Source organism: Chryseobacterium sp. SG20098 (assembly GCF_031844745.1).
GTDB lineage: Bacteria > Bacteroidota > Bacteroidia > Flavobacteriales > Weeksellaceae > Chryseobacterium > Chryseobacterium cucumeris.
The window spans coordinates 309,561-332,848 of record NZ_CP134622.1 but is presented as its reverse complement, the minus strand read 5'-3'; the positions used below and the strand labels follow the sequence as shown (position 1 = coordinate 332,848).

The window sequence follows — 23,288 nt, the reverse complement described above, 5'->3', positions numbered from 1 at the left end:
TTTTAAAATTGAATGTTAGCACCAAATATGAATGTTCTGGCCTGTGGATAATATGCCCTATCTATACCATAGGAATCATTAACTGCAATTTCAGGATCATATCCTGTATATTTTGTAAAAGTGAAAAGATTCTCTCCTGTTACATAGAACCTTACTTTACTGGCACCAAAGCGTTTGGAAATTTCTACCGGCAGTGTATATCCAAGCTGAACCAGTTTAATTCTCATAAAATCTCCTTTTTGAAGATAATAGTCGGACATTTTGGTGTAATTTTCATTTTTATCATCGGCATCCAATCTTGCCACCGTATTTGAAGTGCCTGGCCCTGTCCATCGATCAAGAATTGTAGTTTGGTAATTACTGTAGAACAGATCAAGTCTTCTGAGACCCTGGAAAATCTTATTTCCGCCCTGACCTTGTAAAAACACCATCAGATCTACGTTCTTATAATTAAGATTTAATGTTAAACCATAGGTAAACTTAGGGACAGAACTTCCCAGATATGCATAATCATCCTGATTGATTTTACCATCGCCATTTACATCAAGTCTTTTGAAATCACCAGGCTTGGCATTAGGCTGTATCAGGCCACCACTGGCATTTCTATAGGCATCAATTTCTGCCTGTGTCTGGAAGATACCCAGATTCTGATATCCATAAAAAGCTCCATAAGGTGAGCCCACCTGGAATCTTGTTACTGGTCCCATAGACTGGAAAGATGCAAAGTTTTCGTAGATTTTATCATCTTCAAGTCTTGTTACTTCATTCTTTAAATAGGAGAAGTTACCATTTACTGAAATTCCGAAATCAGACCAGGTCTTTTTATATCCCAGATTAACTTCAACTCCAGTATTGTTCATATCCCCCACATTTCTCCAAGGTCTGTCCGGAGCACCTACATATCCAGGAATATCTACCTGGCGAAGAATATCCGTTGTTTTCTTCTTAAACCAATCCACTGTCAAAGTAAAATCATTTAAGAATTTCAAATCGGCAGCAATATTCAACTGAGAAGTCTCTTCCCAGCGAAGATCCGGGTTTTCAAGAGTAGTTGGAGCGTATCCGATAATGATATTATTATCACCATAGGTATAATTGCTTCCTGATTTAAGGAAGTTGGCAAACCTGAAGTTTTCAATAGCATCATTACCTAAAACACCATATCCTCCCCTGAACTTCAAGGTATTAACGATCTTATTCTCCGGCCAGAAATTTTCGTTGGAGATATTCCATCCCAAAGAGAAAGCAGGAAAGTTCCCCCAATGTCTGTTTTTTGCAAATTTAGAAGAACCATCTCTACGGATAGTACCGGTAAACAGGTATTTATCTTCATAATCGTAAATCACTCTGGCAAAATAAGAGGCCTTATGGGTTTCAACCCCGTCATAAGCTGACGTTGAACGATTTTCCTGAGGAACATCAAAATTAAAGGACGCGTCCTCCCAGTTATTAACCGGCAGGTTGATATAGGTGGTATTATTTCCGGAACCTATATTATAAAAGTAAGCTCCCTGTCCAATTAATACACTCAAATTATGATTTCCCCATTTATTCTGATACGTTAATGTATTTTCCGTATTCCATTCAAGCTTTCTATTGCTTTCCCTTAAGAAGCTATTAAATACTGTGTTTCTTGAATTGGTATTAAGATAATATTTGGGTGTAAACTGTTCTTTTCCCCAATAAGACAGCTTTCCGTTAAGAGTAGTTTTGAAAGTAAAATGTTGTAAAAACTTTAACTCTGCAAATATATTCGCCACAAAATCATCAGACCAGTTGTATCTTCCAAGCTGAGTTTGTCTGAATGCCAATGGATTTGTCATCTCATTCTCTACAATAGTTGATACACCATACGGATTTCCGAAAGCGTCTCTAATCAGATAAGGAGAAATACCTGCATTATTATATGGGCTTGTATTCAATAAGGCAGGATCTGTAACCACTACCTGTGTTATAGGATCTAAATTGATCGCTGAACTTAAAGGACCTCCGAATTCGTCATTGGCATTAACTCCTTTCGTCTTTTGGTGGGTATAGGAGAATGTTTGTCCAATGGTAAGGAAATCAAAAACTTTATGGGTAGAATTCAGCCTTACATTCATCCTTTTGTAATTTGAAATATCCTTCAGGACAATTCCGTCCTGTTCATAATATCCAAAAGAAGAATAAAAAGTAGATCTGTCATTTCCTACACTCAGACTGAATTCATGAGACTTTCTTTCAGCAGTATTGAAAACTACATCCTGCCAGTCTGTACCGGCTCCAAAAGATTGAGGATTAGTAAAACGCGGGGCCTTTCCAGCATTAGTCAGAGCTTCATTAATAATAGTTCCATACTGGCTGGCATTCAAAAGATCCAATTTTTTTGACGCCGATCCCACCCCGTAAAAACCATTATAGGTTAAATTCATCTTTCCCTTTCTCCCTTTCTTTGTCGTTACAAGAATAACACCTTTAGCTGCAGAAACCCCATAGATCGCTGCGGAGGCACCATCTTTCAGAATTTCCATATTTTCTATATCAGACTGGTTGAGCCATGCGATATTATCCACAACAATTCCATCCACAACCCACAAAGGATCATTACTTCCTGCACCAAAACTTGTTACACCACGAACCCTTACTGTAGCTGCAGACCCAGGTTGTCCGGAATTGGTCACCACAGAAACACCTGCCGCCCTTCCCTGAAGGACCTGTTCAGGCTTTCCTGAAGGAATATCCTCAATATCCTTCGCCCTTACACTGGAAATAGCTCCTGTTACGTTACTCTTTTTCTGGGTACCGTAACCGATGACTACCACTTCGTCTATTTTGTTTTCTTTCGCAAGTGTGTCCTTCACCTTGGTGGTCTGGGCACTGAAGTTGGCCGTAAAATAGAGGACGGCAACCACTCCTACGCTTCTTGATATTCTTACATTCATATACAGTTATTGTTTAATTCTCAAATTGAGACAATAAAAATATATTTTTTTTTAATTAATTAACATTCTATTCATAAATATTTTAATTTTTCTTTTATTTTTCAGGGTTAGAAGCCCTATCTTAGCATCAATATTTCATAAAAAATTAATAAAGTTATCTCCCAAAATGATCGTCAAGCCTTCAAAAATTTCTCTTCCGTTAAAACTTACCTTTCTTATTTTTTCAATGGTTCTAAACTGTATGGGACTGGTGATTCTGCAGTTGTCAGAAGAGAAAATCACCTATGGAGAACTGGGACTTTTAGAATCTTTTAAAGATCTACCTATTGCTTTTATTTCGCTTTTTGCAGTGAGCTTTATCAACAAGACAGGACCTAAAAAGGCATTGATCCTTGCCCTGGCCATTGTTGGATTCTGTTCCTGCCTTCTTCCTTTTGTAAAGGTTTTCTGGTTTTATAAATTGTGGTTTGCGATTATAGGAGCCTGCTTCGCTATTGGTAAAATCTGTGTTTTTGGGATTATAAGGAATAATATTTCGGATGAAAAATCCCTTGCAAAGACCATGAATAGCGTAGAAGCTTCTTTTATGATCGGGATTTTCGTTGTGAATACGGGTTTTGGATGGGTGATTTCCAGCCAGTATTCTGAATTCTGGAAGTTTGGTTTCTTGCTGATTGCTTTATTATCTGTGTTGACTATTTTTCTGCTTTCGAAGATAGAAATAGTAGAGTCAAAACCTATGGAAAGTAAAAGTATTCTCTCAGAATTATCAGGGTTTACTACCCCTGCAGTAGCTTTGTTTTTAGGAGTGGTCTTTTTTATCGTCTTTGTAGAACAAGGATTCAATTCATGGCTTCCTTCTTTTTACAAAAACCATTTGAAGGTCAATTCTTTTTTTGCGCTTCAGGCCACTTCTTTTCTATCCGTCTTTTCTTATGCCGGACGAACGGTTACTGCCAATATCATCAAAAGGTTTTCACTGCCCAGATATTATATTACATGTATGGCTCTTATTATCACCTTACTGATCATTATACTGGGAATACAGTATTTTGATTCCGAAGATTCGAGATTCTTACTTTTTTTATTTCCGGTTATTGGCTTGTTTCTTTCACCCCTCTACCCTGTGATCAATTCAAGAATGATTGCGCAGGTGGATAAAAATAAGATTAATCTTTTCACCTCTCTTATTGTTATTTTCTCCTCTCTTGGCAGCTCTGTAAGCTCTATTATTATGGCTGTTTTGTTTGAAAAACAATTGTTGAATTATTATCCATTATACATCTTATCTTCTGTAATTCTGCTTTTTGTGATTAGTTTTATATATTTTACTGTCACAAATAGAAAATAGTTTTATTTTTACTGCCATGAAAATTAAAGACACAAAAAGTAAAGAAACGCTACAGGAACTCATTGACACGAAAGATTTCGTAGCGCATATTTCCGTTGACTGCACCATATTCGGCTTTCATAATAACATTCTGAAAGTTTTGCTTTTAAAATATCATGATCTGGATCTATGGTCACTTCCGGGTGGTTTTGTTTTTAATGATGAAGACCTGAGAGAAGCTGCTGAAAGGGTTTTGTTTGAAAGAACACATCTTAAAGGGTTATTTCTGAAACAGTTTCACACCTTCGGAAGAATAGACCGTACAGAGAACAATGTACATCAGATTCTCCTTAAAAATAAAGGAATAACCGTTCCTGAAGATCACTGGATCTTCCAGCGTTTTATCACAGTAGGTTACTGCAGCCTTATTGATTTTTCTCTGGCTGATACTTTCCCTGACGCTTTCAATGAAAGCTGTGAATGGTTTGAAGTCAACAACCTTCCTAAAATGGCATTCGACCATGACAGAATTATTGAGACAGGTCTTGAATACCTGAGAATGAATATCAATACAGAGGTTGCAGCAAGTAACCTGCTTCCTGAAAAATTTACAATGAAAGACCTTCAGGCTCTTTATGAAACTATTTTAGGACAGAAATTCAGAAGAAATAATTTTCAGCGGAAAATTTTAAGTTTAAATATTCTGGACAGAATGGAAAAACTCTATGACGGCTCGGCCAATAAAGCTCCTTATCTGTATAAATTTAAAACTAAAGTTCATAATTCTACCAATCAGTATCCTATCTCTAATGATGAGGAGTCATAAAAATATAAATTTAACTAAAATCATAAACAAAGTAACAGTAGCCCTCTGAGAATCAATAGTAAAACAAGTTTTTAAAAAAATTTTCTAGACATCACGAAAAATGTTACTTTTAACCAAATCAAAAAATCATGTCATATTATCCTCTTACAAGCATCCCTGATTATTATGGAATTGATGCTTTACTTACTGAAGAACATAAACTCATCCGCCAATCCGTAAGAGACTGGGTTGAAAGTTTTGTAATGCCGCAGATAGATCAGGCCGCTCAAAATCATACAGATATTCCTAATCTTATGAGAGAATTGGGTAAAATCGGAGCGCTGGGACCTTATATCCCTGTTGAGTATGGCGGTTCAGGATTAGACCAGATTTCTTATGGTCTGATTATGCAGGAGTTGGAAAGAGGAGATTCTGCAGTACGTTCTGCTGCTTCGGTACAGAGTTCATTGGTGATGTTCCCTATTAACGAATTCGGTTCTGAAGAACAGAAAAAGAAATACCTTCCAAAGCTTGCTGCGGGAGAAATGATTGGTTCTTTTGGATTGACTGAGCCTAACCATGGTTCTGATCCGGGTTCAATGGAAACTTATTTTAAAGACATGGGTGATCATTATCTTTTAAATGGGGCAAAAATGTGGATCACGAACTCTCCTTTATGCGACATCGCTGTAGTATGGGCAAAAAATGAGGAAGGAAAAGTACAGGGATTAATTGTGGAAAGAGGAATGGAAGGTTTTACTACTCCTGAAACTCACAATAAATGGAGCTTAAGAGCTTCCAAAACCGGAGAACTGGTATTTAACAACGTAAAAGTTCCGAAAGAAAACCTGCTTCCGGGAGTAACAGGACTGAAAGGACCTTTATCTTGTCTGAACTCTGCAAGATATGGAATTTCCTGGGGAGTAATAGGTGCTGCGATTGACTGTTACTGTACTGCAGTTCAGTATTCCAAAGAAAGAAAACAGTTTGGAAAACCAATCGGTTCTTATCAGCTTCAGCAGAAAAAATTAGCTGAATTCTTAACAGAGATTACAAAAGCTCAGTTATTATGTCTTCAGTTAGGAAATCTTAAAAATGCTCACAAAGCAACTCCTGCTCAGATCTCTATGGCTAAACGTAACAATGTACATATGGCTATTGAAATAGCCAGAGAATCCAGACAGATCCTTGGAGGTATGGGAATCATGGGTGAATTCCCAATGATGAGACATGCTGCAAATCTTGAGTCTGTAATTACTTACGAAGGAACGCATGATGTTCATTTACTGATCACCGGATTGGATATTACAGGAATCAACGCTTTCTAAAAAAGATAAAAATATAAATAGAGAGTCTGGCCAATGGTCAGACTCTTTTGTTTACTCACTTTGCAGAGATCTTATATTCAATGAATAATTATTGATATCATAAAGTTTTTGTGATTTTATTAAAATTATTACTTTAATACCACACAAAAACAAACAATATGAGAAAAATTACAACTTTTTTATTAAGTCTTACCGCATCATTTTACTTTGCACAGCAGGCTGGTGATGTTGTAAGTGCCGAGCAGAAACTGGATTTAACACCACAAGGAGTTATCAATTTTATCGCCAATAATCTTGGTGATCAGAATGCTCCGGAATTTGCCAACTATCTGAACAGTTTCAATCTTGGACTGAAAGGTTACAAAATTACCTATTACACCAAAAATGAAAACAATGTTCTTGTAAAAGCTACAGGACTATTGATGTACCCTAACGTACCTTTCAAACTCTCAACAGTAGTATCCGATCACGGAACAACAGACAGCAGAAATAATGTTCCGTCTAATTTCAAAGGGGCTTTAACAGCAGGATTTGTTGTTGAATTATCCTATGTACTCAACGGATATATTTTGATGGCGCCCGACTACGTAGGGATGGGAACTGGAGATGGTACTCACCCTTATGTAGATTATGTCACAGAAGCGGGTGCTACCATAGATTTTATAACCGCAGCGAATAAAGTACTGGCACAACTCAATATTAAACGTTATGACGAATATTTCTTAGCCGGATATTCTCAGGGCGCCCATGCTGCGATGTCTACATTAAAAAGATTAAGCATTTCAAATCCCAATAATATAAAATTCAAATATGCCTACATGGGTGACGGACCGTATGATTTCTCAGGAGTAACTTTAAATAAGGGAGTCCTTGAAAAAGATATTTATCCGTTCACCTCATTCCTGGCGAATGTACTTCATACCTGTAACAATACAGGTTATAAAACCTATAATAATGACATTTCAGAAGTTATTTCTGCAGAATACCTCGATAAATACAACTATCATGTTGTTCAGGATAACGGCGGACTTTTGTGGGGGCCTGTTATATGGAGAAAGCTCTTTACCACCAGTTTCGTCAATGATGTTACCAACAATCCCAATAACAAGCTAAGGCTATGCATGAAACCTAAGGATGTATACAACTGGTATAATAAAACGCCCATGACATTGGGGCATTCAACTGTCGATCTAGCGATTCCGCCTGAAAATACTTCTAAAACTATTGATGTTCAGCGTGGCTATTATCCATGGTGGGATCTTAATAAGTATAAACTGGATTCTTTTTACTGGGGACCACTGGGACATGTGGGAGGAATTCTTCCTTTTACACTAGCTTCCAATGCGAAATTCAATACCCTGAGAAGCGGCGGCCTTCTTAATGAATGGGCGATTGCAGGATCAATTTTCGGTAAACAATCAGCAGAAAAAACATCTGAAAAACCTTCCCTTCTGTCTTCACAGATCAAACCGGATCTGGGCAATATGCAACTGGTAGAAATTACAGATTTCAATAAAGAAAAAGTCCAGAGCAGGACAGCCAGCAACCAAAATTTATCAACTTTAAAAGATGGAGTTTATTTATTGAAAGTATCAGAAAACAATGAAAATAAAATAATTCCATACATCAAAAACACACCTCAGGAAGTTACCGAAAACGAAATTGTACAATCTGTGAATGCATCCCTTTTGCAATTAAAAGTAGATCAGGAGGAACTTACTGCTGTACATATTTTTGATGAAAATAAAACCATGATCAAAAGTATTTCCCAAAAACAGTATCGGGAAACCGGAGGAATCAATATTCATGATCTGGAAAGCAAAAACTATACGTTTGAAGTTGTTACTCCTTACTACAATCTTCAGTTCAGTAAAGCGGTGGGAGGAACAATATCATCAGAAAATAACACTGATATCTATACGCAGAGACAACAAATTGTAGCTAAATCCGGCAATGATATTAAAAACATCAGCGTTTATAACATTTCCGGCGCTCTGATTATTCAGCAGGAAGTAAACAAACCGTTGTTTGAATCCCGAAATCTTGAACCGGGTGTATATCTAGTACAAATCACCCTTTCTAATGGAAAAACCATTAATAAGAAAGTAAAACTGTAAAAACAATCACTCTTCATATCTCATTTCAAGTTAATTTTGGCACTTCAGCAATGAAGTGCTTTTTGCTTCGATCATTTAAAAGCATTATAAAGGAGTATATCCTTAAAACTTAAATCCGACACTAAAATAGATCCTTGAAAAATCAAGCTGACTGTTTCTGGAAATATTCATGCTGATAGGACCGATAAGGGATTCGTAGCCCAGGTTCAATCCGTACCCAAACATATCAAAACTGTCATTAAAAGGAGAAAACTCTTCACTCACCTTTCCATAGCTGAATGAAGGAGTAAGATAGAGTTTTTTCATAATTCTGTACTGGAATGACACAGCAGCCTTAGCCACAGAAGTCATCGGAAGTTCTTTTTGACGAAGCCCGTTGAATTCAGGGCTTAGCAGATCATAATTATATTCACTCCCACCCAGGTTATACTTTTGATTCAAAAACAAATACGGAACTTTATCTTCTTTCTTGGAACCGAAACTCGTTCCTAGAAACACATTCGCTTTTACTGTCAGTCTTCTTGTGATGGGATAGAAAAAGTTCTCATTCAATGTAAATGAAACAAGGTTTTTAGGCTCAGAATAGTAAGATTCTTTCGGGTTAAGGATCAGATACAGGAGAGGCTGCACAGTGTTCAGATCATAAAGCTCATACCGATCTCCGTAATAAAATCTCGTACTCACCTGCAGATGATTCCCTTTTGTAGTGAAATATCTTTTATTGAGATTATTCTGTTCAAATTTCAGGAAAGTATTGAAATTGCTGTGATTATAGAGCTTTTTACTGTAATTATCTACTTTCGACTGATCCACCTTATCCAGTAAACTGTACATTCTTTCCGTACTGAATTCCGTTCCCAGAGATAGATAAGCATTAGGATTGATGTTATAATTCAGTGCAATTTTTCCGGTTATATTACGGTACATATGGTTAGGAAAACGGTCACCGCCATCTTCACTGATATCATACAGTCTGAAGTTCAGATCATTACTTTTCAGGTGAACCATCTTGGCTTCCAGATCCAACCATAAACGTTCTCCACTATCCAGGAACTGCTGGTAAGCAAGTTTAGCTTTGAAACGTTCCGAAATATCCACTGTTGCCAGAAATCTTGATCGGTTGAGAAGAATATTTCTGTATGTATAATTGACAATAATTCCTACGGACTGTTCCGTATCATAGTGCAGCGCGAGTTTAAATGCCCCTTTTTTCGCTCTTTTCACAAATACATTCATCACAAGACCATCATTTACATTCGTGTAGGTATAGTACACTTTAACGTACTGGCGCATTCCAAATACACGGTCTATGGCTTCATTAACCGTTTTTGCATCGTAATACTTCCCTTCCGTAAGTCCCATCTGCTTTTTCAGTACTTCAATTTCAGCCGCATCTGTAATGGGTGTTCCGTCTTCTTCGTTAAAAGTAAATTTAGTGGTAGGCAGTTTCACTTCTTCAATCATCGTATGTTCATACGTAATTCCGGCTTTTCGCTGAGCTTCTGCCAGAGCTACAAACTCAGGAAGATGTTTTCTCGCTTCAGTCTCTCCTATTTTTATGATCCTTCTGAATTTGGCAAAATCTTTCGTTGTAATTTCTCCCAGTGGATCTACAAAGTCGACCAGAATATCTGATAATTCTTTCTGATGTTTAAAATCTTCTACAGAGCGGATCGCATGAGTCTGATAGATCATCTTCATCGGATTTTCAATCTCTTTTTTCGTAAAAAGTCTGAATCCGGTGTAGCCTCCGATCACAAAACCGGCACCCATCTCACGAACTTCATTGGCCGGATAATTACGATCCAGACCGCCATCAACCAAAAGCTTTCCATCAATATAAACAGGAGCAAAGGCGGCAGGAATAGCCAGCGTAGATCGAATAGCCAGTGGTAATGATCCTTCTTTCTGCATCACCAGACCTCCGTTTTCAATATCGGAAGATGTAAGCTGCACAGGAATCCTCAGTTTACTGAAATCGTTGATATGCTTTGCGTTGAAAGTAAGCGTATTAAGAACTTCTCCCATGTACTGCCCTTCAATATAAGAACTTGGAAGTGTGGGAAATCCTTTGACTACCGGAAATTCAAGGATATACTTATCATATTCGTCTTTTTCACTGATATTGACTTTATTGTAAGGAATTTTATTACTCAGAATTCTGTTCCAGTCCATTTTATAAATGGTATGCTTCAACTGGTCAGCATTATATCCCATTGCATATAAGCCTCCCAGAATCCCTCCCATACTGGTTCCTGTGATATAATCGACTTTGATTCCCAATGAATCGATCATTTTTAAAATCCCGATATGGGCAAATCCTTTTGCACCGCCGCCACTGAGCGCAAGGCCAAACTTAGTATCTTTGGTTACATTCTGAAGCGCAATATTCAGGGAATCATTCTTTTGCTGAGATTTGATAATGAGAGAAAAAGCAATGGCTAAAAATATCAGGATCTTTTTCATTGGTACTGCTTAATGTATCTGATTTAAACTTTATAAGTTTTTAATAAGTAGTAAAGATACACAAAAAGTTACCTGCTTTATCACAACATTTCGTGAAGTAAACGATTCTAAGCCAGCTTATTTATTAAGAATAAACAGAGAGAAAAAATATACTAAGACTAAAATTTTTAATATGTTTTTATCGTTTCCACGAAATTGATATCCGGATTCAGGATTTCCAGGATAAGGCTTTTTACAGATTTCATGGCATCATCAATATTTCCTTTATCAAACTGCAGGGCAACCATTCCCTTTTTAGCATCTGCAAAACTCCAGATTCCGGTTTCAATCGGGAAACCCCAAAACTCAGGAAGGTGCTGTACTACGTAATGGTAAATACAAAGCTGAAGGGCCTGTTTCCTGTCGCTGTTATGGAAATATTCATCTACGTTATCCTGATCAATCTTTACAGTAAGATTTTTAGTCCTGGCGGTTTTATAATCAATAATTCTCAGAGTACCGTTCAGTTTATCAATCCTGTCAATGAATCCGAAGAAAGAAATTTTATCATTTCCATCAAGAGGAAAATCGATGTTTTCAAACCTTCTTTCGATATCAATAATCTCCAGTTTATTACCTTGCTTTATGAGTTCAAGATCATGATTCAGCACATTTTCAATGACCTTTTTAGCAATGGCCTTATGGATATAATTCATCCCTTTTTCATAAAATTCCGGCTGGTGCTTCAGTTTTTCAATAGCAATATTTATATATTCATCTACTGCTTTAACTGAATTCTTTAAATCACTTTCTTTTAAAACCTTACCCTTTAACACCTCATACACTTCTTGAAGTGAATAATGAACCAGATTTCCGTAATTTTTTATCGATAGTTCTTCTTCAATTTCATCCGTTTCCGAAGTATTTAAAATCTTGGAAAGGTAGAAATCAATCGGATTGTAAAGATAACTCGTCAGGTGGGAAGCAGATACTTTTTCCTTCCATTTTTGAAGACGTTCCTGTACAATTTGTGTCTTGGAAATTTCTATCGGTTTGGTGGCAATAGGTTCAGAGGAATTTTCAATAATGAGATGTTCGATCTCATGAGAACTTTCCATTTCGATCTGTGTAATGAAACGGCTCTTCTCTCCGGTATTGATTCCGGAACTTAAAGCATTGTATAGTAAATGTACATTCTTCGCATCCTGAATCAGTCTGTAAAAGTGATAGGCATAAATGCTGTCATTTTCAAGAAAAGTATGAAGATCGAAGAACCTTCGGATATCAAAAGGAATATAGGTATTCTGAGAGTTTCCAAGGGGAAGTTTTCCTTCGTTGACGGAAAGCAGAATAACGTTTTCAAAGTTCAGGAGACGCGTTTCCAGTAATCCCATGATCTGAAGTCCTCTCAGAGGTTCTCCCTGAAAATCGATACTTTCAGAATTGATATGCTGGTTGATCAGGATTTCCAGTGTTTCCATTTTGATCTCAATATTGTAAGGAGTCAGCTGGTTTTTGATGATTCTGAATGCATTTTCAAAGTGAGAGACATTTTCATACTGAATATCGTCTATTTCAAGCCATTTTACCTGCTGGCAGAACTCAATAAGCATATCCAGATAACCGTTGGTTCCTGTTGCTTTTTGAAGAAGTCCATAATAAGACAGCCCGCTTAGCAGTTCATGTAAAAGTTTCCTGGAAATATAAACAATATTCCGTTCTTCTACTTTGGCTTTAAAATCATTGATAATCTGTTCATCTTCTACAGATTTTGGCAGTTCCTCCAAAATGGGGAAAACATCTCTGTAATAATAAGACAGTTTATTTTTTTCCAATTGTTTCTGCAGATAGAAAAGACGTTTCACGGCATTGGAGAAAGATAAGTTTTTCAACGGGAATCCCATTGTAATATTCAAATTATCAACACCATGCATTACATCAAGACTGGCCGGAAGAAGATTTTCATCCAGTAGTACTACTGCTGTATTGGAGTAGGTTTTATTATTGATCTCTTTAAAGATTTCAGGCAATACTTTGGTCTGGGTTACATTCCCGGACACTTCGTATACCTTAATTTTTTTAGGTTGGTTAAAATCGTCTTCTATCCACTGAAAAGATCTGTTATCATCAAATTCTTTCCAGGTTTTATGATTTCTCAGAAATTTTCCTGCTTCCTGTCTCTCGTCATCGAAATAATAACGGTCAGCCTGAAAGAAACACTGCGCTTTATTCCATTGCAAAAGGCTTCTTACAAGCTTTTCTTCTACCGGAGTAAAGGCATTGAAGCCGCAAAAAACAAATTCTTCTTTGGTATTTTTTGCAAAGTCGGCAATCCTGGCTTTAGCCGCCTCATGAATCATTCCGGAAGTAGCCCAGTTTCTCTCCTGTAGTCTCTCCTTTAAAACAGGGAGAAAAACGTTCATATTCTGCCAGAAATTAAGAAACTTCTTTCTTGGGACATCATCATCCTCTCCAAGATCCTGAGCCCATTCTTTAATCCTTTCCTCATCAAACATATACTGCAGAACTGCCTGATCGCTATCTGAGAATTTGAGAATATCATCCCAATCCTTCTGTAAGGTGGGAAACCATTTCAGAAAATCGGAAAAATCATCTCTGGGGATAAGATTCAGGCTTCGGTACACATCAAAAGAGAAAAGCCACAACGGAATCCCCTGAATAGTTTGATGATCTGCTATTTTATTGATGAGTTCCTCAATCGTAAAAAAATTGGGAAGAAACCCTGAATAGTTATTTTCCTCCAGAATTTGTCTGATAAACACAATGGGACGTTTTCCGGGCAGAATGATATTAAACGCAGAAAGGTCAGTGTTTTGTGCCAGCAGTTCGTGGATGATCTTATTGAGGAATTTCAAAGGGTTTTATAGCTTTTTAAGTTATCTAGTTGTTCAGAAATCAACTGATTATATTCGGTTTGTTTTTCTTTATCAATTCCATGACGGGTTTCGCCGTCATAGGACATCTGGAAGTTTTTATAATCAATAGCGATTCCGTCATAAATGGCTTTGAAATATTTATTATAATCTCCAGAATTTTTAATTTTTTCAGCAACAGCCTTTCTGAATTTTCTCACAAATAATTCTGCAATATCAAAATGCTTTTGCTCATGAAGAAGAATATAATCATCCATTCTTTTGACATCTTTCCAGGATTTATCTTCATGAAAAAGGGTTTTGATGGTAATCGTAACCGGAGCCTTCGGATCAGAAGATTTTTCAGAATAAAACTCCCAGCCACAATGGGTATATGCTGCTACATCAGGATTCTTTTTCTTGCTAACCGGGCTTTTAAAGTTATCCCATGTTAATTTTTTACCTTCTTCCCAGATAATTTTCTGTCCGGTTACAGCTTGCGCTGCTAATAAACATAGTACAAAAGTCAATCTCATTATTCCACTACAATTGTTTTTGTGATCCAGTTATTTCCTCCATTCCAGAATTTAAAAGTATAATTACCTTTTCTTTGAGGACTGAAATTGATTTGATTCGCTCCAACGTAATTCCCTTGTGTACAAGGTCCGTTGGTAATATATTTATAGGAAGTAACCGTTCTTTCCAGATTGGTATTGTAAACATAATCATATCCATAAAAACCCTCACAATGAGATGGATAAGTGGAATATGTTTTGATGCTCTGTATTGCAAAAACATCCATGGTATCATTGACAATTTTTACGCTGTCTATTTTAATTTTACCAATAGATTCAATGGTTTGATAATTATCATCATCACACGAAACCAGAAGCACGCCTAAAACGAATACTGAAAATCCAATATTTAAAAGTTTTTTCATAACCTTTACTTTTCTGATTATTAACAAATGTTAGCAAAAATTATTCCTTATTCACATCAAAATCAGGAATTAAAATTACCTTTTGATACATAAACTACTTTTTTAGTATCAAAAAATTCTTCATCAAAATAGTGTTTAAGATTGAAAATTTCACATTTAAGTCCGGCAAGCTCTTCAGCAAGATCACCGCCTTTCAAATATAAAATTCCGTTATGTTTAGGGTTAAACTGTTCTTTTTCAAATTTCCCCTTCAGCCATCTTAAAAATTCCGGCATCTGGGTTACTGCTCTGCTGACTACAAAATGGAATTTTTCTTTCAGCTTCTCTGCTCTTCCATGAATAGCGGTAACATTAGTTAATCCAACTCCGTCTGCCACAGCCTGTACTACACTGATTTTCTTTCCAATAGAATCGATCAGGGTAAATTCTACTTCAGGAAAAAGAATCGCCAAAGGAATTCCTGGAAAACCACCTCCGGTTCCGATATCCAAAACTTTTGTTCCCGGTGCAAATTCCATCACTTTTGCAATTCCCAACGAGTGCAGAATGTGCTTTTCATATAGGGATTCCATATCTTTTCTGGAAATTACATTGATCTTTTCATTCCATTCATTGTACAGATTTTCCAGTTTTGAGAACTGTTCTTTCTGTTTTTCAGTAAGATCCGGGAAATATTTTAATAGTAACGATGCAGACATGTGAATTATTATAAACCGCAAAAATAAGTTTTATTTCTCTTGTATTCAAATCTACTTTTCCTGGTCCTGCTGCAAACTCAGCTTTTCAGCAAAATTCATCACTTTGCAATTCCTGGTATAACAGGAACACTCAGGTTTCCTGACGAGCTCACGCTCTGTACCGCAAAAATATAATTGTCTTTCGAAAGTGGAATCTTCATAGAAAGTTCAGTGGTGAATATTTTTTTCTGCCATACCGGACTGTGTGTTTCTCTTGCCAGCACATAATATCCTGTGGGGATTCCAAATTTTGGTTTTTCCCAATGTAAAGTTGTTGAATTTGTCAGCTCTTTCACATCCATTTCAACTTTCTCCGGTTTCGAGGTAGACTTTGCAAGGCTTGCCAATACGGCAACATTGGCTGCGACATTCTTTTTCAGATATTTGAAATCTATAAACTCTGGAAGATCACCATACTGCTTATTGTTTTCAATTCTTATGTCCTGATGCTGATGATCATAGTTTTCGTAATATTCCGTCAGTCTTACAGAGGGGAATCCGTTATTCACAAAGCTGGTATGATCTCCTCCACGCAAAAATCTGTCATTCCTATAGATCAGTTTAATTTCCAATCCTTTCACATATTGTTCTGTAATTTCTTTGATATAACGAGCCAGCTGCCTGGATTCACTATCGTTTTCAAAACCCAGATTTCTGATTGCCATTGCTTTTTTATCCAGATCTTTGTAAGGCAGACCTTCGCTAAATACACGAAGTATACGGGTATTGATCTCTCCTGTTTCTCCTGCTTTGGGATTACCGATCATATCATTATTCAAAACAGCTTCCAGTTGCCCATTTTCTCTTTTAATTTTCTCAGCTAATTGCTTTGAACCTAACAAAGATTGTTCTTCTCCCGAAAAAGCCACAAAAATGATAGATGCCGGAAATGAAGATTTGCTCAGTATTCTTGCGGATTCTATCACAGCACTTACCCCGCTGCCGTCATCATTAGCCCCCGGTGCTGCGGAAGTTCTGTTCATCACATCAGTTACTCTTGAGTCAAGATGTCCTCCGATCAGGAAAATTCTTTTGTCATTTGGATCTGTTCCTTTCAAAAAGGCAACAGCATTTCCAAGGTTTACTATTTTATCAATTCGCTTTCCATCCGGCTGAATATCTTCCTGCTGTAGATACATCTCCATTCTTCCATCTGAATTTTTAGCATAATCATTGAATTTCCTGATCACCCAGTTCCTTGCCGCACCTATTCCCTTCTTTGGATCATCGATCGAACTCAAGGTATGCCGGGTTTCAAAGCTTACCAACTTTCCGATATATGATTTTAATGAATCTTCATTCACCTGCGAGACATATTTTTTCACTTCATCATCTTTTGAATATCTCTGCGAGAAAACACTACAGGAAATCAGTAATAAAAAAACGGAATATTTCATAGGACAGATCTTAGGTTGTTAAAGATACAAAACCCTACGCTGCAAAATCATTCCTTATGAGAATTTATTTTAATCTCTTTCAATAGGACTAGTACCCAGTTTTAGCATTTTCCCACTTTGAATATCTTCTTCCTGGAATTAAGTTTTTTTACTAAAATTAAGATTAAAATCAGTCTCACACATCAAAAGAATATATTTTTATAACCTAACAGAAGATTTGACTAAAACCTGACAAAAATCTTTAAAGTACCCTTACTTTTATTACCGCCACAACACGTTTTTATTATATATTTGTTAAAATTCAAAAAAATACAATGGATAAACTTTCAGATAGAGTAAAAAGATTAGGATACTCCCAGACATTTGTCATGTCAAACAAAGCCAGAGAAATGAAAGCCAGCGGAATAGATGTGATCAGTTTAACTCTTGGTGAGCCGGATTTCGATGTTCCGGACAATATCAAACAGGCAGCATTCGATGCCATCAATCAAAATTACAGCCACTATTCTCCTGTTCCGGGATTTCTGGAATTGCGTGAGGCTATTGCATATAAATTAAAAAGAGATAATAATCTGGAATACAAACCTACCCAGATTTGTGTTTCCAATGGAGCTAAGCAGGCTATTATCAATGTTTTGGCTGCTATCATCAATGATGGTGATGAAGTTCTGCTTCCTGCACCTTACTGGGTAAGCTATGATGAAATGGTAAAAATGATGGGCGGAAATTCCGTAATACTTCCTACATCTTATGTTACCGATTTCAAAGTGACTGCAGAACAACTTGAAGAAGCTATCACAGAGAAAACCAAAGCTGTACTTTTCAGTTCGCCATGTAATCCGTCAGGTGGATATTACACTTATGACGAATTAAAATCGATTGCCAAAGTAATTGCCAAATATCCTCAGATAACGATAATTTCTGACGAGATTTACGAATATATCAATTATGAAACGAATACCACTTCAATTGCTCAGTTTCCGGAAGTATATGAACAGACAGCTGTAATCAATGGGATGTCAAAAGCATTTGCTATGACCGGATGGAGAATCGGGTATTCTGCATGTCCGGAATGGCTGGCAAAAGCTTGTGAAAAAGTACAGGGACAGATGACCAGCGGTGCTAATACGGTAGCACAAAGAGCTTCTATTGTTGCGCTGAAAGCAGATCCTTCCGAATACAGATACATGATTGACGCTTTCAAAAAAAGAAGAGATCTTGTCTATGAACTGATCAAAGAAATCCCGGGATTCAAAGTGGTGCTTCCAAAGGCAGCATTCTATTTCTTCCCTGATATTTCGTACTATATCGGAAAAACCCTTGATGGAACAGAAATTAAAAACTCGGACGACTTTGCCATGTTCCTTCTGGAAAATGCACATGTTGGATGTGTAGGCGGATTCTCTTTCGGAAGTCCTGAATGTATCAGATTCTCTTATGCTGCTTCTGAGGAGGAATTAAGAGAGGCTATGAAACGTATTAAAAACTTATTGGAAAAATTCAATTAACAAATTAATAACCCAAAATAAAACACGACAGCAATGAATCTGTTAAAAAAACTAACCATCGCTACAAGTATTGCCGCTGCAAGTTTCGCAGGATATGCTTTTGGCCAGGATTTCCAATGGAAAGAAGCGACTTCCAATGGCTACAAGTACAAATACGTGACCAACGACCCTACTTCTGCAAGGTATTACACTTTGAAAAACGGATTAACGGTTATTTTGAGTCCCACCAATAAGGATCCGAGAATACAAACGTATATTGCAACAAAAGCCGGAAGCAAAACCGATCCTGCAGACCACACAGGTCTTGCTCATTATCTTGAGCATATGCTTTTCAAAGGGACAAATCAGTTTGGATCTAAAGACTGGGCAAAAGAAAAACCTCTTTTAGATCAGATTGACGCTCTTTACGAAAAGTACAACCAGACCAAGGATGAAGCCAAAAGAAAAGAAATCTACAAAGAAATTGACAGGGTTTCCGGAGAGGCTGCAAAATTTGCAATCGCAAATGAATACGATAAAATGATGGCTGGTATGGGAGCTGACGGCACCAATGCCTTCACTTCTTTTGAACAAACGGTGTACACGGAAGATGTACCTGCGAATGTTCTTGACAAATTCCTTGCAGTACAGGCTGAACGATTCAGGGAACCGGTTCTAAGACTTTTCCATACTGAGCTTGAAGCAGTATATGAAGAAAAAAACAGATCTCTTGATGATGACGGAGATAAAGTTTTTGATACGATGTTTGCCAACCTTTTCCCTAACAACAATTACGGAAAGCAAACCACCATCGGAACCATTGAACACCTGAAAAACCCTTCTCTGCATGCGATCAGAGAATATTATAACAATTATTATGTCCCTAATAACATGGGAATCATCATGTCCGGAGATTTTAATCCGGATGAGGTGATTGCAAAAATTGACAAGGCTTTCTCTTATATGAAGCCTAAAGCGATCCCTGAATATAAGGTAGGACAGGAAAAACCGATCACTGCTCCGATTGTAAAAGAAGTGGTAGGACCGAATCCTGAAAACGTAATGCTTGGTTTCAGATTTCCTGGAGCTTCTACCAAAGATGCCAGAATGCTGAATCTTGTTGGAAACATGCTTACTAATGGACAAGCAGGATTGATCGATCTTGATCTGGTAAAAAAACAGAAACTACTGGGAGCTTATGCCGGAGCCTATGCTTTGAAAGATTATTCCGTTTTACTTTTACAGGGAAAACCTACTGAAGGACAGTCTCTGGATGAAGTAAAGAATCTTCTTCTTCAGGAAATTGATAAACTGAGAAAGGGCGAGTTTTCTGACGACCTTATCCAGTCTATCGTCAACAACGAGAAGAAAGGTATTATTCAGAAGGATGAAAAATATTCTTCAAGAGCCAGCATCCTGATGGATGAATTCACTTCTGAGGTTGATCACAAAGCATCGCTTGAGTATGTTGATGAGATTTCAAAACTGACGAAAAAAGATATCATGGATTTTGTGTCCAAATATCTTCAGAACAATAACTACGTTGCTGTTTACAAAAGAAAAGGTGAAGACAAGAGTATTGTAAAAGTTGACAAACCAACCATTACACCGGTTTCCGTTAACAGAGAAGACCAGTCTCCTTTCCTTAAGAAGATTGATGAAATGCCTGAAAACCCTATCGCTCCGGTATGGTTGAATTATGACAAAGACATCGCTAAAAACAAATTAGCTGATGTAGAGGTACTTTCTGTAAAAAATACTGATAATGCTTTATTCAGAATGTATTATCACTTTGATTCAGGAAAATGGAACAACAAAATCCTTCCATTGGCCGCGGAATATCTTCAGTATTTAGGAACGAAAGACAAGTCTTCTGAAGTCATCAGTAAAGAATTCTACAAACTTGCCTCAAGCTTCAATGTGAGTGCAGGAAACGAGGAAACTTATGTATCACTGGAAGGTTTAAATGAAAACTTTGACAAAACCATTTCTTTATTTGAAGATTTAATCAAAAACTGTCAGGCAGATCAGGCTGCTCTTGATGCTTACAAAGTTAGGTTGAAGAAAGCCAGAGCGAACGCAAAACAGAATAAAGGAGTAATTATGGCCGGATTAAGAAGCTATGCACAATACGGACCTCAAAACCCTTTCAACAATGTATTAAGCGATGCTGAACTTGATGCATTAAAAGCAGAAGACTTAATTAATGTTCTTCATGAACTGTTCAATTTCAAGCACAAAGTACTGTATTACGGTCCAAAATCAGGAAATGATGTGGTAGCAGCTTTGAAACCTGTCCACAAACTTCCTGCCACCCTGAAAGATCTTCCTAAGTCTAAAACTTTTGCGCAGATCCCGACAGACAAGAACAAAGTATTGTTTGCTCATTATGATATGGTACAGGCAGAAGTATTCTGGGTAAGAAATTCTGACCCATACAATGCATCCACTACTCCAACGGTAAGCTTATTCAACAACTATTTCGGAGGCGGAATGGGATCTATTGTATTCCAGACGATCAGAGAATCAAAAGCTCTTGCTTATTCTACCTATTCTTATTTTGCACTTCCAAGTAAGAAGACAGACAAAGATATGGTGATGGCGTATGTAGGAACGCAGGCAGACAAATTCAATGAGTCTACAACGGCTATGAATGAGCTTCTGACTACCCTTCCAAAGTCTGAGCAGTTATTCGAAACAGCGAAAAGTGGATTGAAAAAATCAATCGCTTCTGAAAGAATTACTCAGGATGGAATCATCTTCTCTTATCTGAAATCTCAAAAGCTTGGAAACAACTTTGATATGAGAAAAAATGTTTACGAACAGGCACCCAAACTGTCTTTCACAGACATCAACTCATTCCATGATAAGGAAATGAAAAATAAGAACTACACCTACTGCCTTGTCGCTTCCCAAGACAAAGTGAATGAGGCCGATATGCAGAAATTAGGCGAAGTAAAAAAACTTAATTTAACTGAAATATTTGGTTATTAAAATAAACAAAAAGCCCTGATATCAGGGCTTTTTTATTTAACAACACACCAAAAACAATTATAGATTTTATTTATCAACTTTAGTTTGTTCGATAGATGAATCTTTCATATATTTGCATTAGAAATTTAAATATAAAAACAGAAAAATTATGTCTTTAGTAGGAAAAAAATTCCCAAACTTAACAATTGACGCAATGTCTGAAATGGGTGACGATTTAAGAATCAACATCCTTGATGAAGCAGTAAACAACCAGCAAAAAGTTCTTTTATTCTGGTATCCTAAAGATTTCACTTTCGTATGCCCTACTGAACTTCACGCTTTCCAGGAGGCGTTAGGTGAATTCGAAAAAAGAAACACTAAAGTAATCGGTGCATCTTGTGATACTAACGAAGTACACTTCGCTTGGTTGAACACACCAAAAGATAACGGAGGAATTGAAGGAGTAACTTACCCACTTTTAGCTGATACTCACAGACAATTGGCTAACACTTTGGGAATTGTTGATCAGGACTTCGAATATGATGAAGATGGAAATGAAGTTTTCACAGGTTCTAACGTAACTTACAGAGCAACTTACCTTATCGACGAAACCGGAAAAATTTTCCACGAAGCGGTAAACGATATGCCTTTGGGAAGAAACGTAAAAGAATTCTTAAGATTAATCGACGCTTACACTCACGTACAGAAACATGGCGAAGTATGCCCTGCAAACTGGGAAGAAGGAAAAGAAGCTATGAAAGCTGACAGAACTTCTACAGCAGAATACTTAGCAAAAAATTAATATCTTAATTTAAATATAACAATGTAACAATCTAACAGTATAACAATTTGAAAAGTCATTTCTTGAATTGTTAGATTGGTCAATTTTTCAGATTGTTACATTGTTTATTTTTTAAAAATAAACTTATGTACACAGAATTAACCGAAGATACATTACAGAATATAGTTAACGAAAACGAAAAAGTAGTGGTTCAATATGGCGCAACATGGTGCGGAAACTGCAGAATCATGAAGCCGAAATTCAAAAAATTAGCATCTGAAAATGACTCTATTCCATTTTTATATGTAGATGCTGAAAAGCTTCCTGAAAGCAGAAAATTAGCAAAAGTAGACAACTTACCTACTTTCGCCATCTTTAAAAACGGAGAACTGGTGAACCAGGTTCAGTCTAACCAGGCAGAAAGTTTAATTAATCTTTTTAATGAATTAGCATAATGAAATTACCCGTAATCAGACAGTTTTATCAGAATCAGACTCCTGAAAACCTTGAAAAAACATTAGAAGTACTGGAAAGTTTCTGCGAGTTCAGAGGAACAAGTGAAGAAGATCTGAATGTTGCAGGAGAATTGATTACCAACATCTGCGGAGCGCTGGAAGTTCACGCTAATGTACAAAACGGAATGAGCGAGAAAGATGCTTTAAACTCTTTTGCTCAGAAGGTTTTAGGATCAATTGACAAATAACTTCTTTCGATTATTTTTAATCTAAAGACTGTAAAAACACAAACTATACAATACCTGAGGTTCTCCTCATTACTATACTTTTTTCTATTCTTTAGAATTTTTTTTCAACTGTAAAATGTACTTCAGAGGACTTTAACCGGTCACATGAGGCTGAAAGTTGCATCAATATTGTAAAGAATAACCAATTAAAATCCCGGTGATATTTTTCATCAGGATTTTTTGGGTTTTAGTTTAAAACACGAATAACACGAGCGGTTTCACAAATAACACAAATAAATATACGCAAGCATCCATGTTAATCTGTGGAATCTGTGGGCAAAAATATATTTAAATATTATTATAAGTTTCGGCTGAAGCCGTTGGAAAAGATTTATTTAAAGTAAAACGGGCTAAAGCCCATTCCTATTGATATTATTAAATTGTGTTTATTCGTGAAAACATTTGTGAACTT

Annotated in this window: 16 protein-coding genes; 9 read left to right on the top strand and 7 right to left on the bottom strand. The window is 36.8% G+C overall.

Annotated features, from left to right (window positions below):
- Positions 1-2: 2 nt before the first annotated feature.
- Positions 3-2,921 (bottom strand): SusC/RagA family TonB-linked outer membrane protein, encoded by a 2,919-nt coding sequence (locus RHP76_RS01505; protein ID WP_311229307.1) that lies wholly within the window; start codon positions 2,919-2,921, stop codon positions 3-5.
- A gap of 166 nt (positions 2,922-3,087) precedes the next feature.
- Here RHP76_RS01505 and RHP76_RS01500 point away from each other — a divergent pair, with 166 nt between their 5' ends.
- From RHP76_RS01500 to RHP76_RS01485, 4 genes are all read left to right on the top strand, one after another.
- Positions 3,088-4,272 carry an MFS transporter gene (locus RHP76_RS01500; protein WP_082798687.1) on the top strand — a complete coding sequence of 395 codons (1,185 nt, stop codon included), beginning with the start codon at positions 3,088-3,090 and terminating at the stop codon, positions 4,270-4,272.
- Positions 4,273-4,288: 16 nt separating this feature from the next.
- On the top strand, positions 4,289-5,077 hold the full coding sequence (locus tag RHP76_RS01495; RefSeq protein WP_062670299.1) for an NUDIX hydrolase: 789 nt from the start codon (positions 4,289-4,291) through the stop codon (positions 5,075-5,077).
- Positions 5,078-5,205: 128 nt separating this feature from the next.
- On the top strand, positions 5,206-6,384 hold the full coding sequence (locus RHP76_RS01490; protein ID WP_076594486.1) for an acyl-CoA dehydrogenase family protein: 1,179 nt from the start codon (positions 5,206-5,208) through the stop codon (positions 6,382-6,384).
- A gap of 158 nt (positions 6,385-6,542) precedes the next feature.
- Entirely contained in the window at positions 6,543-8,501 is a 1,959-nt protein-coding gene (locus RHP76_RS01485; protein ID WP_311229306.1) for a T9SS type A sorting domain-containing protein, read from the top strand.
- Between the two features lie 102 nt (positions 8,502-8,603).
- Here RHP76_RS01485 and RHP76_RS01480 read toward each other — a convergent pair whose 3' ends face one another.
- From RHP76_RS01480 to RHP76_RS01455, 6 genes are all read right to left on the bottom strand, one after another.
- Positions 8,604-10,967: a patatin-like phospholipase family protein gene (locus tag RHP76_RS01480; protein ID WP_062670305.1), complete on the bottom strand. Its 2,364-nt coding sequence runs from the start codon at positions 10,965-10,967 to the stop codon at positions 8,604-8,606.
- Positions 10,968-11,134: 167 nt separating this feature from the next.
- The gene (locus tag RHP76_RS01475) at positions 11,135-13,822 is read right to left on the bottom strand and encodes a PD-(D/E)XK nuclease family protein (RefSeq protein WP_120230851.1); all 2,688 of its coding nucleotides are present in this window, start codon (positions 13,820-13,822) and stop codon (positions 11,135-11,137) included.
- Entirely contained in the window at positions 13,819-14,355 is a 537-nt protein-coding gene (locus RHP76_RS01470) for a DUF922 domain-containing protein (RefSeq protein WP_062670309.1), read from the bottom strand. The genes RHP76_RS01475 and RHP76_RS01470 overlap by 4 nt, the downstream gene beginning before the upstream one ends.
- Positions 14,355-14,759: a hypothetical protein gene (locus RHP76_RS01465; RefSeq protein ID WP_120230850.1), complete on the bottom strand. Its 405-nt coding sequence runs from the start codon at positions 14,757-14,759 to the stop codon at positions 14,355-14,357. The genes RHP76_RS01470 and RHP76_RS01465 overlap by 1 nt, the downstream gene beginning before the upstream one ends.
- 62 nt (positions 14,760-14,821) lie before the next feature.
- Entirely contained in the window at positions 14,822-15,457 is a 636-nt protein-coding gene (gene rsmG / locus RHP76_RS01460) for a 16S rRNA (guanine(527)-N(7))-methyltransferase RsmG (RefSeq protein WP_062670312.1), read from the bottom strand.
- Positions 15,458-15,555: 98 nt separating this feature from the next.
- On the bottom strand, positions 15,556-16,893 hold the full coding sequence (locus RHP76_RS01455) for a M20/M25/M40 family metallo-hydrolase (protein WP_311229305.1): 1,338 nt from the start codon (positions 16,891-16,893) through the stop codon (positions 15,556-15,558).
- A gap of 314 nt (positions 16,894-17,207) precedes the next feature.
- On the opposite strand from RHP76_RS01455, the gene RHP76_RS01450 reads away from it, so the two are divergent.
- The 5 genes from RHP76_RS01450 (at position 17,208) to RHP76_RS01430 (ending at position 22,837) form a co-directional block, all read left to right on the top strand.
- The gene (locus RHP76_RS01450; RefSeq protein WP_311229304.1) at positions 17,208-18,401 is read left to right on the top strand and encodes a pyridoxal phosphate-dependent aminotransferase; all 1,194 of its coding nucleotides are present in this window, start codon (positions 17,208-17,210) and stop codon (positions 18,399-18,401) included.
- Between the two features lie 33 nt (positions 18,402-18,434).
- Positions 18,435-21,374: a M16 family metallopeptidase gene (locus RHP76_RS01445; RefSeq protein ID WP_216444816.1), complete on the top strand. Its 2,940-nt coding sequence runs from the start codon at positions 18,435-18,437 to the stop codon at positions 21,372-21,374.
- A 148-nt stretch (positions 21,375-21,522) separates the two neighbouring features.
- Positions 21,523-22,155: a peroxiredoxin gene (locus RHP76_RS01440; protein ID WP_002980000.1), complete on the top strand. Its 633-nt coding sequence runs from the start codon at positions 21,523-21,525 to the stop codon at positions 22,153-22,155.
- Positions 22,156-22,280: 125 nt separating this feature from the next.
- Positions 22,281-22,589 (top strand): thioredoxin family protein, encoded by a 309-nt coding sequence (locus tag RHP76_RS01435; RefSeq protein ID WP_062670320.1) that lies wholly within the window; start codon positions 22,281-22,283, stop codon positions 22,587-22,589.
- Positions 22,589-22,837 (top strand): DUF6952 family protein, encoded by a 249-nt coding sequence (locus RHP76_RS01430; protein WP_002980002.1) that lies wholly within the window; start codon positions 22,589-22,591, stop codon positions 22,835-22,837. The genes RHP76_RS01435 and RHP76_RS01430 overlap by 1 nt, the downstream gene beginning before the upstream one ends.
- Positions 22,838-23,288 lie beyond the last annotated feature (451 nt).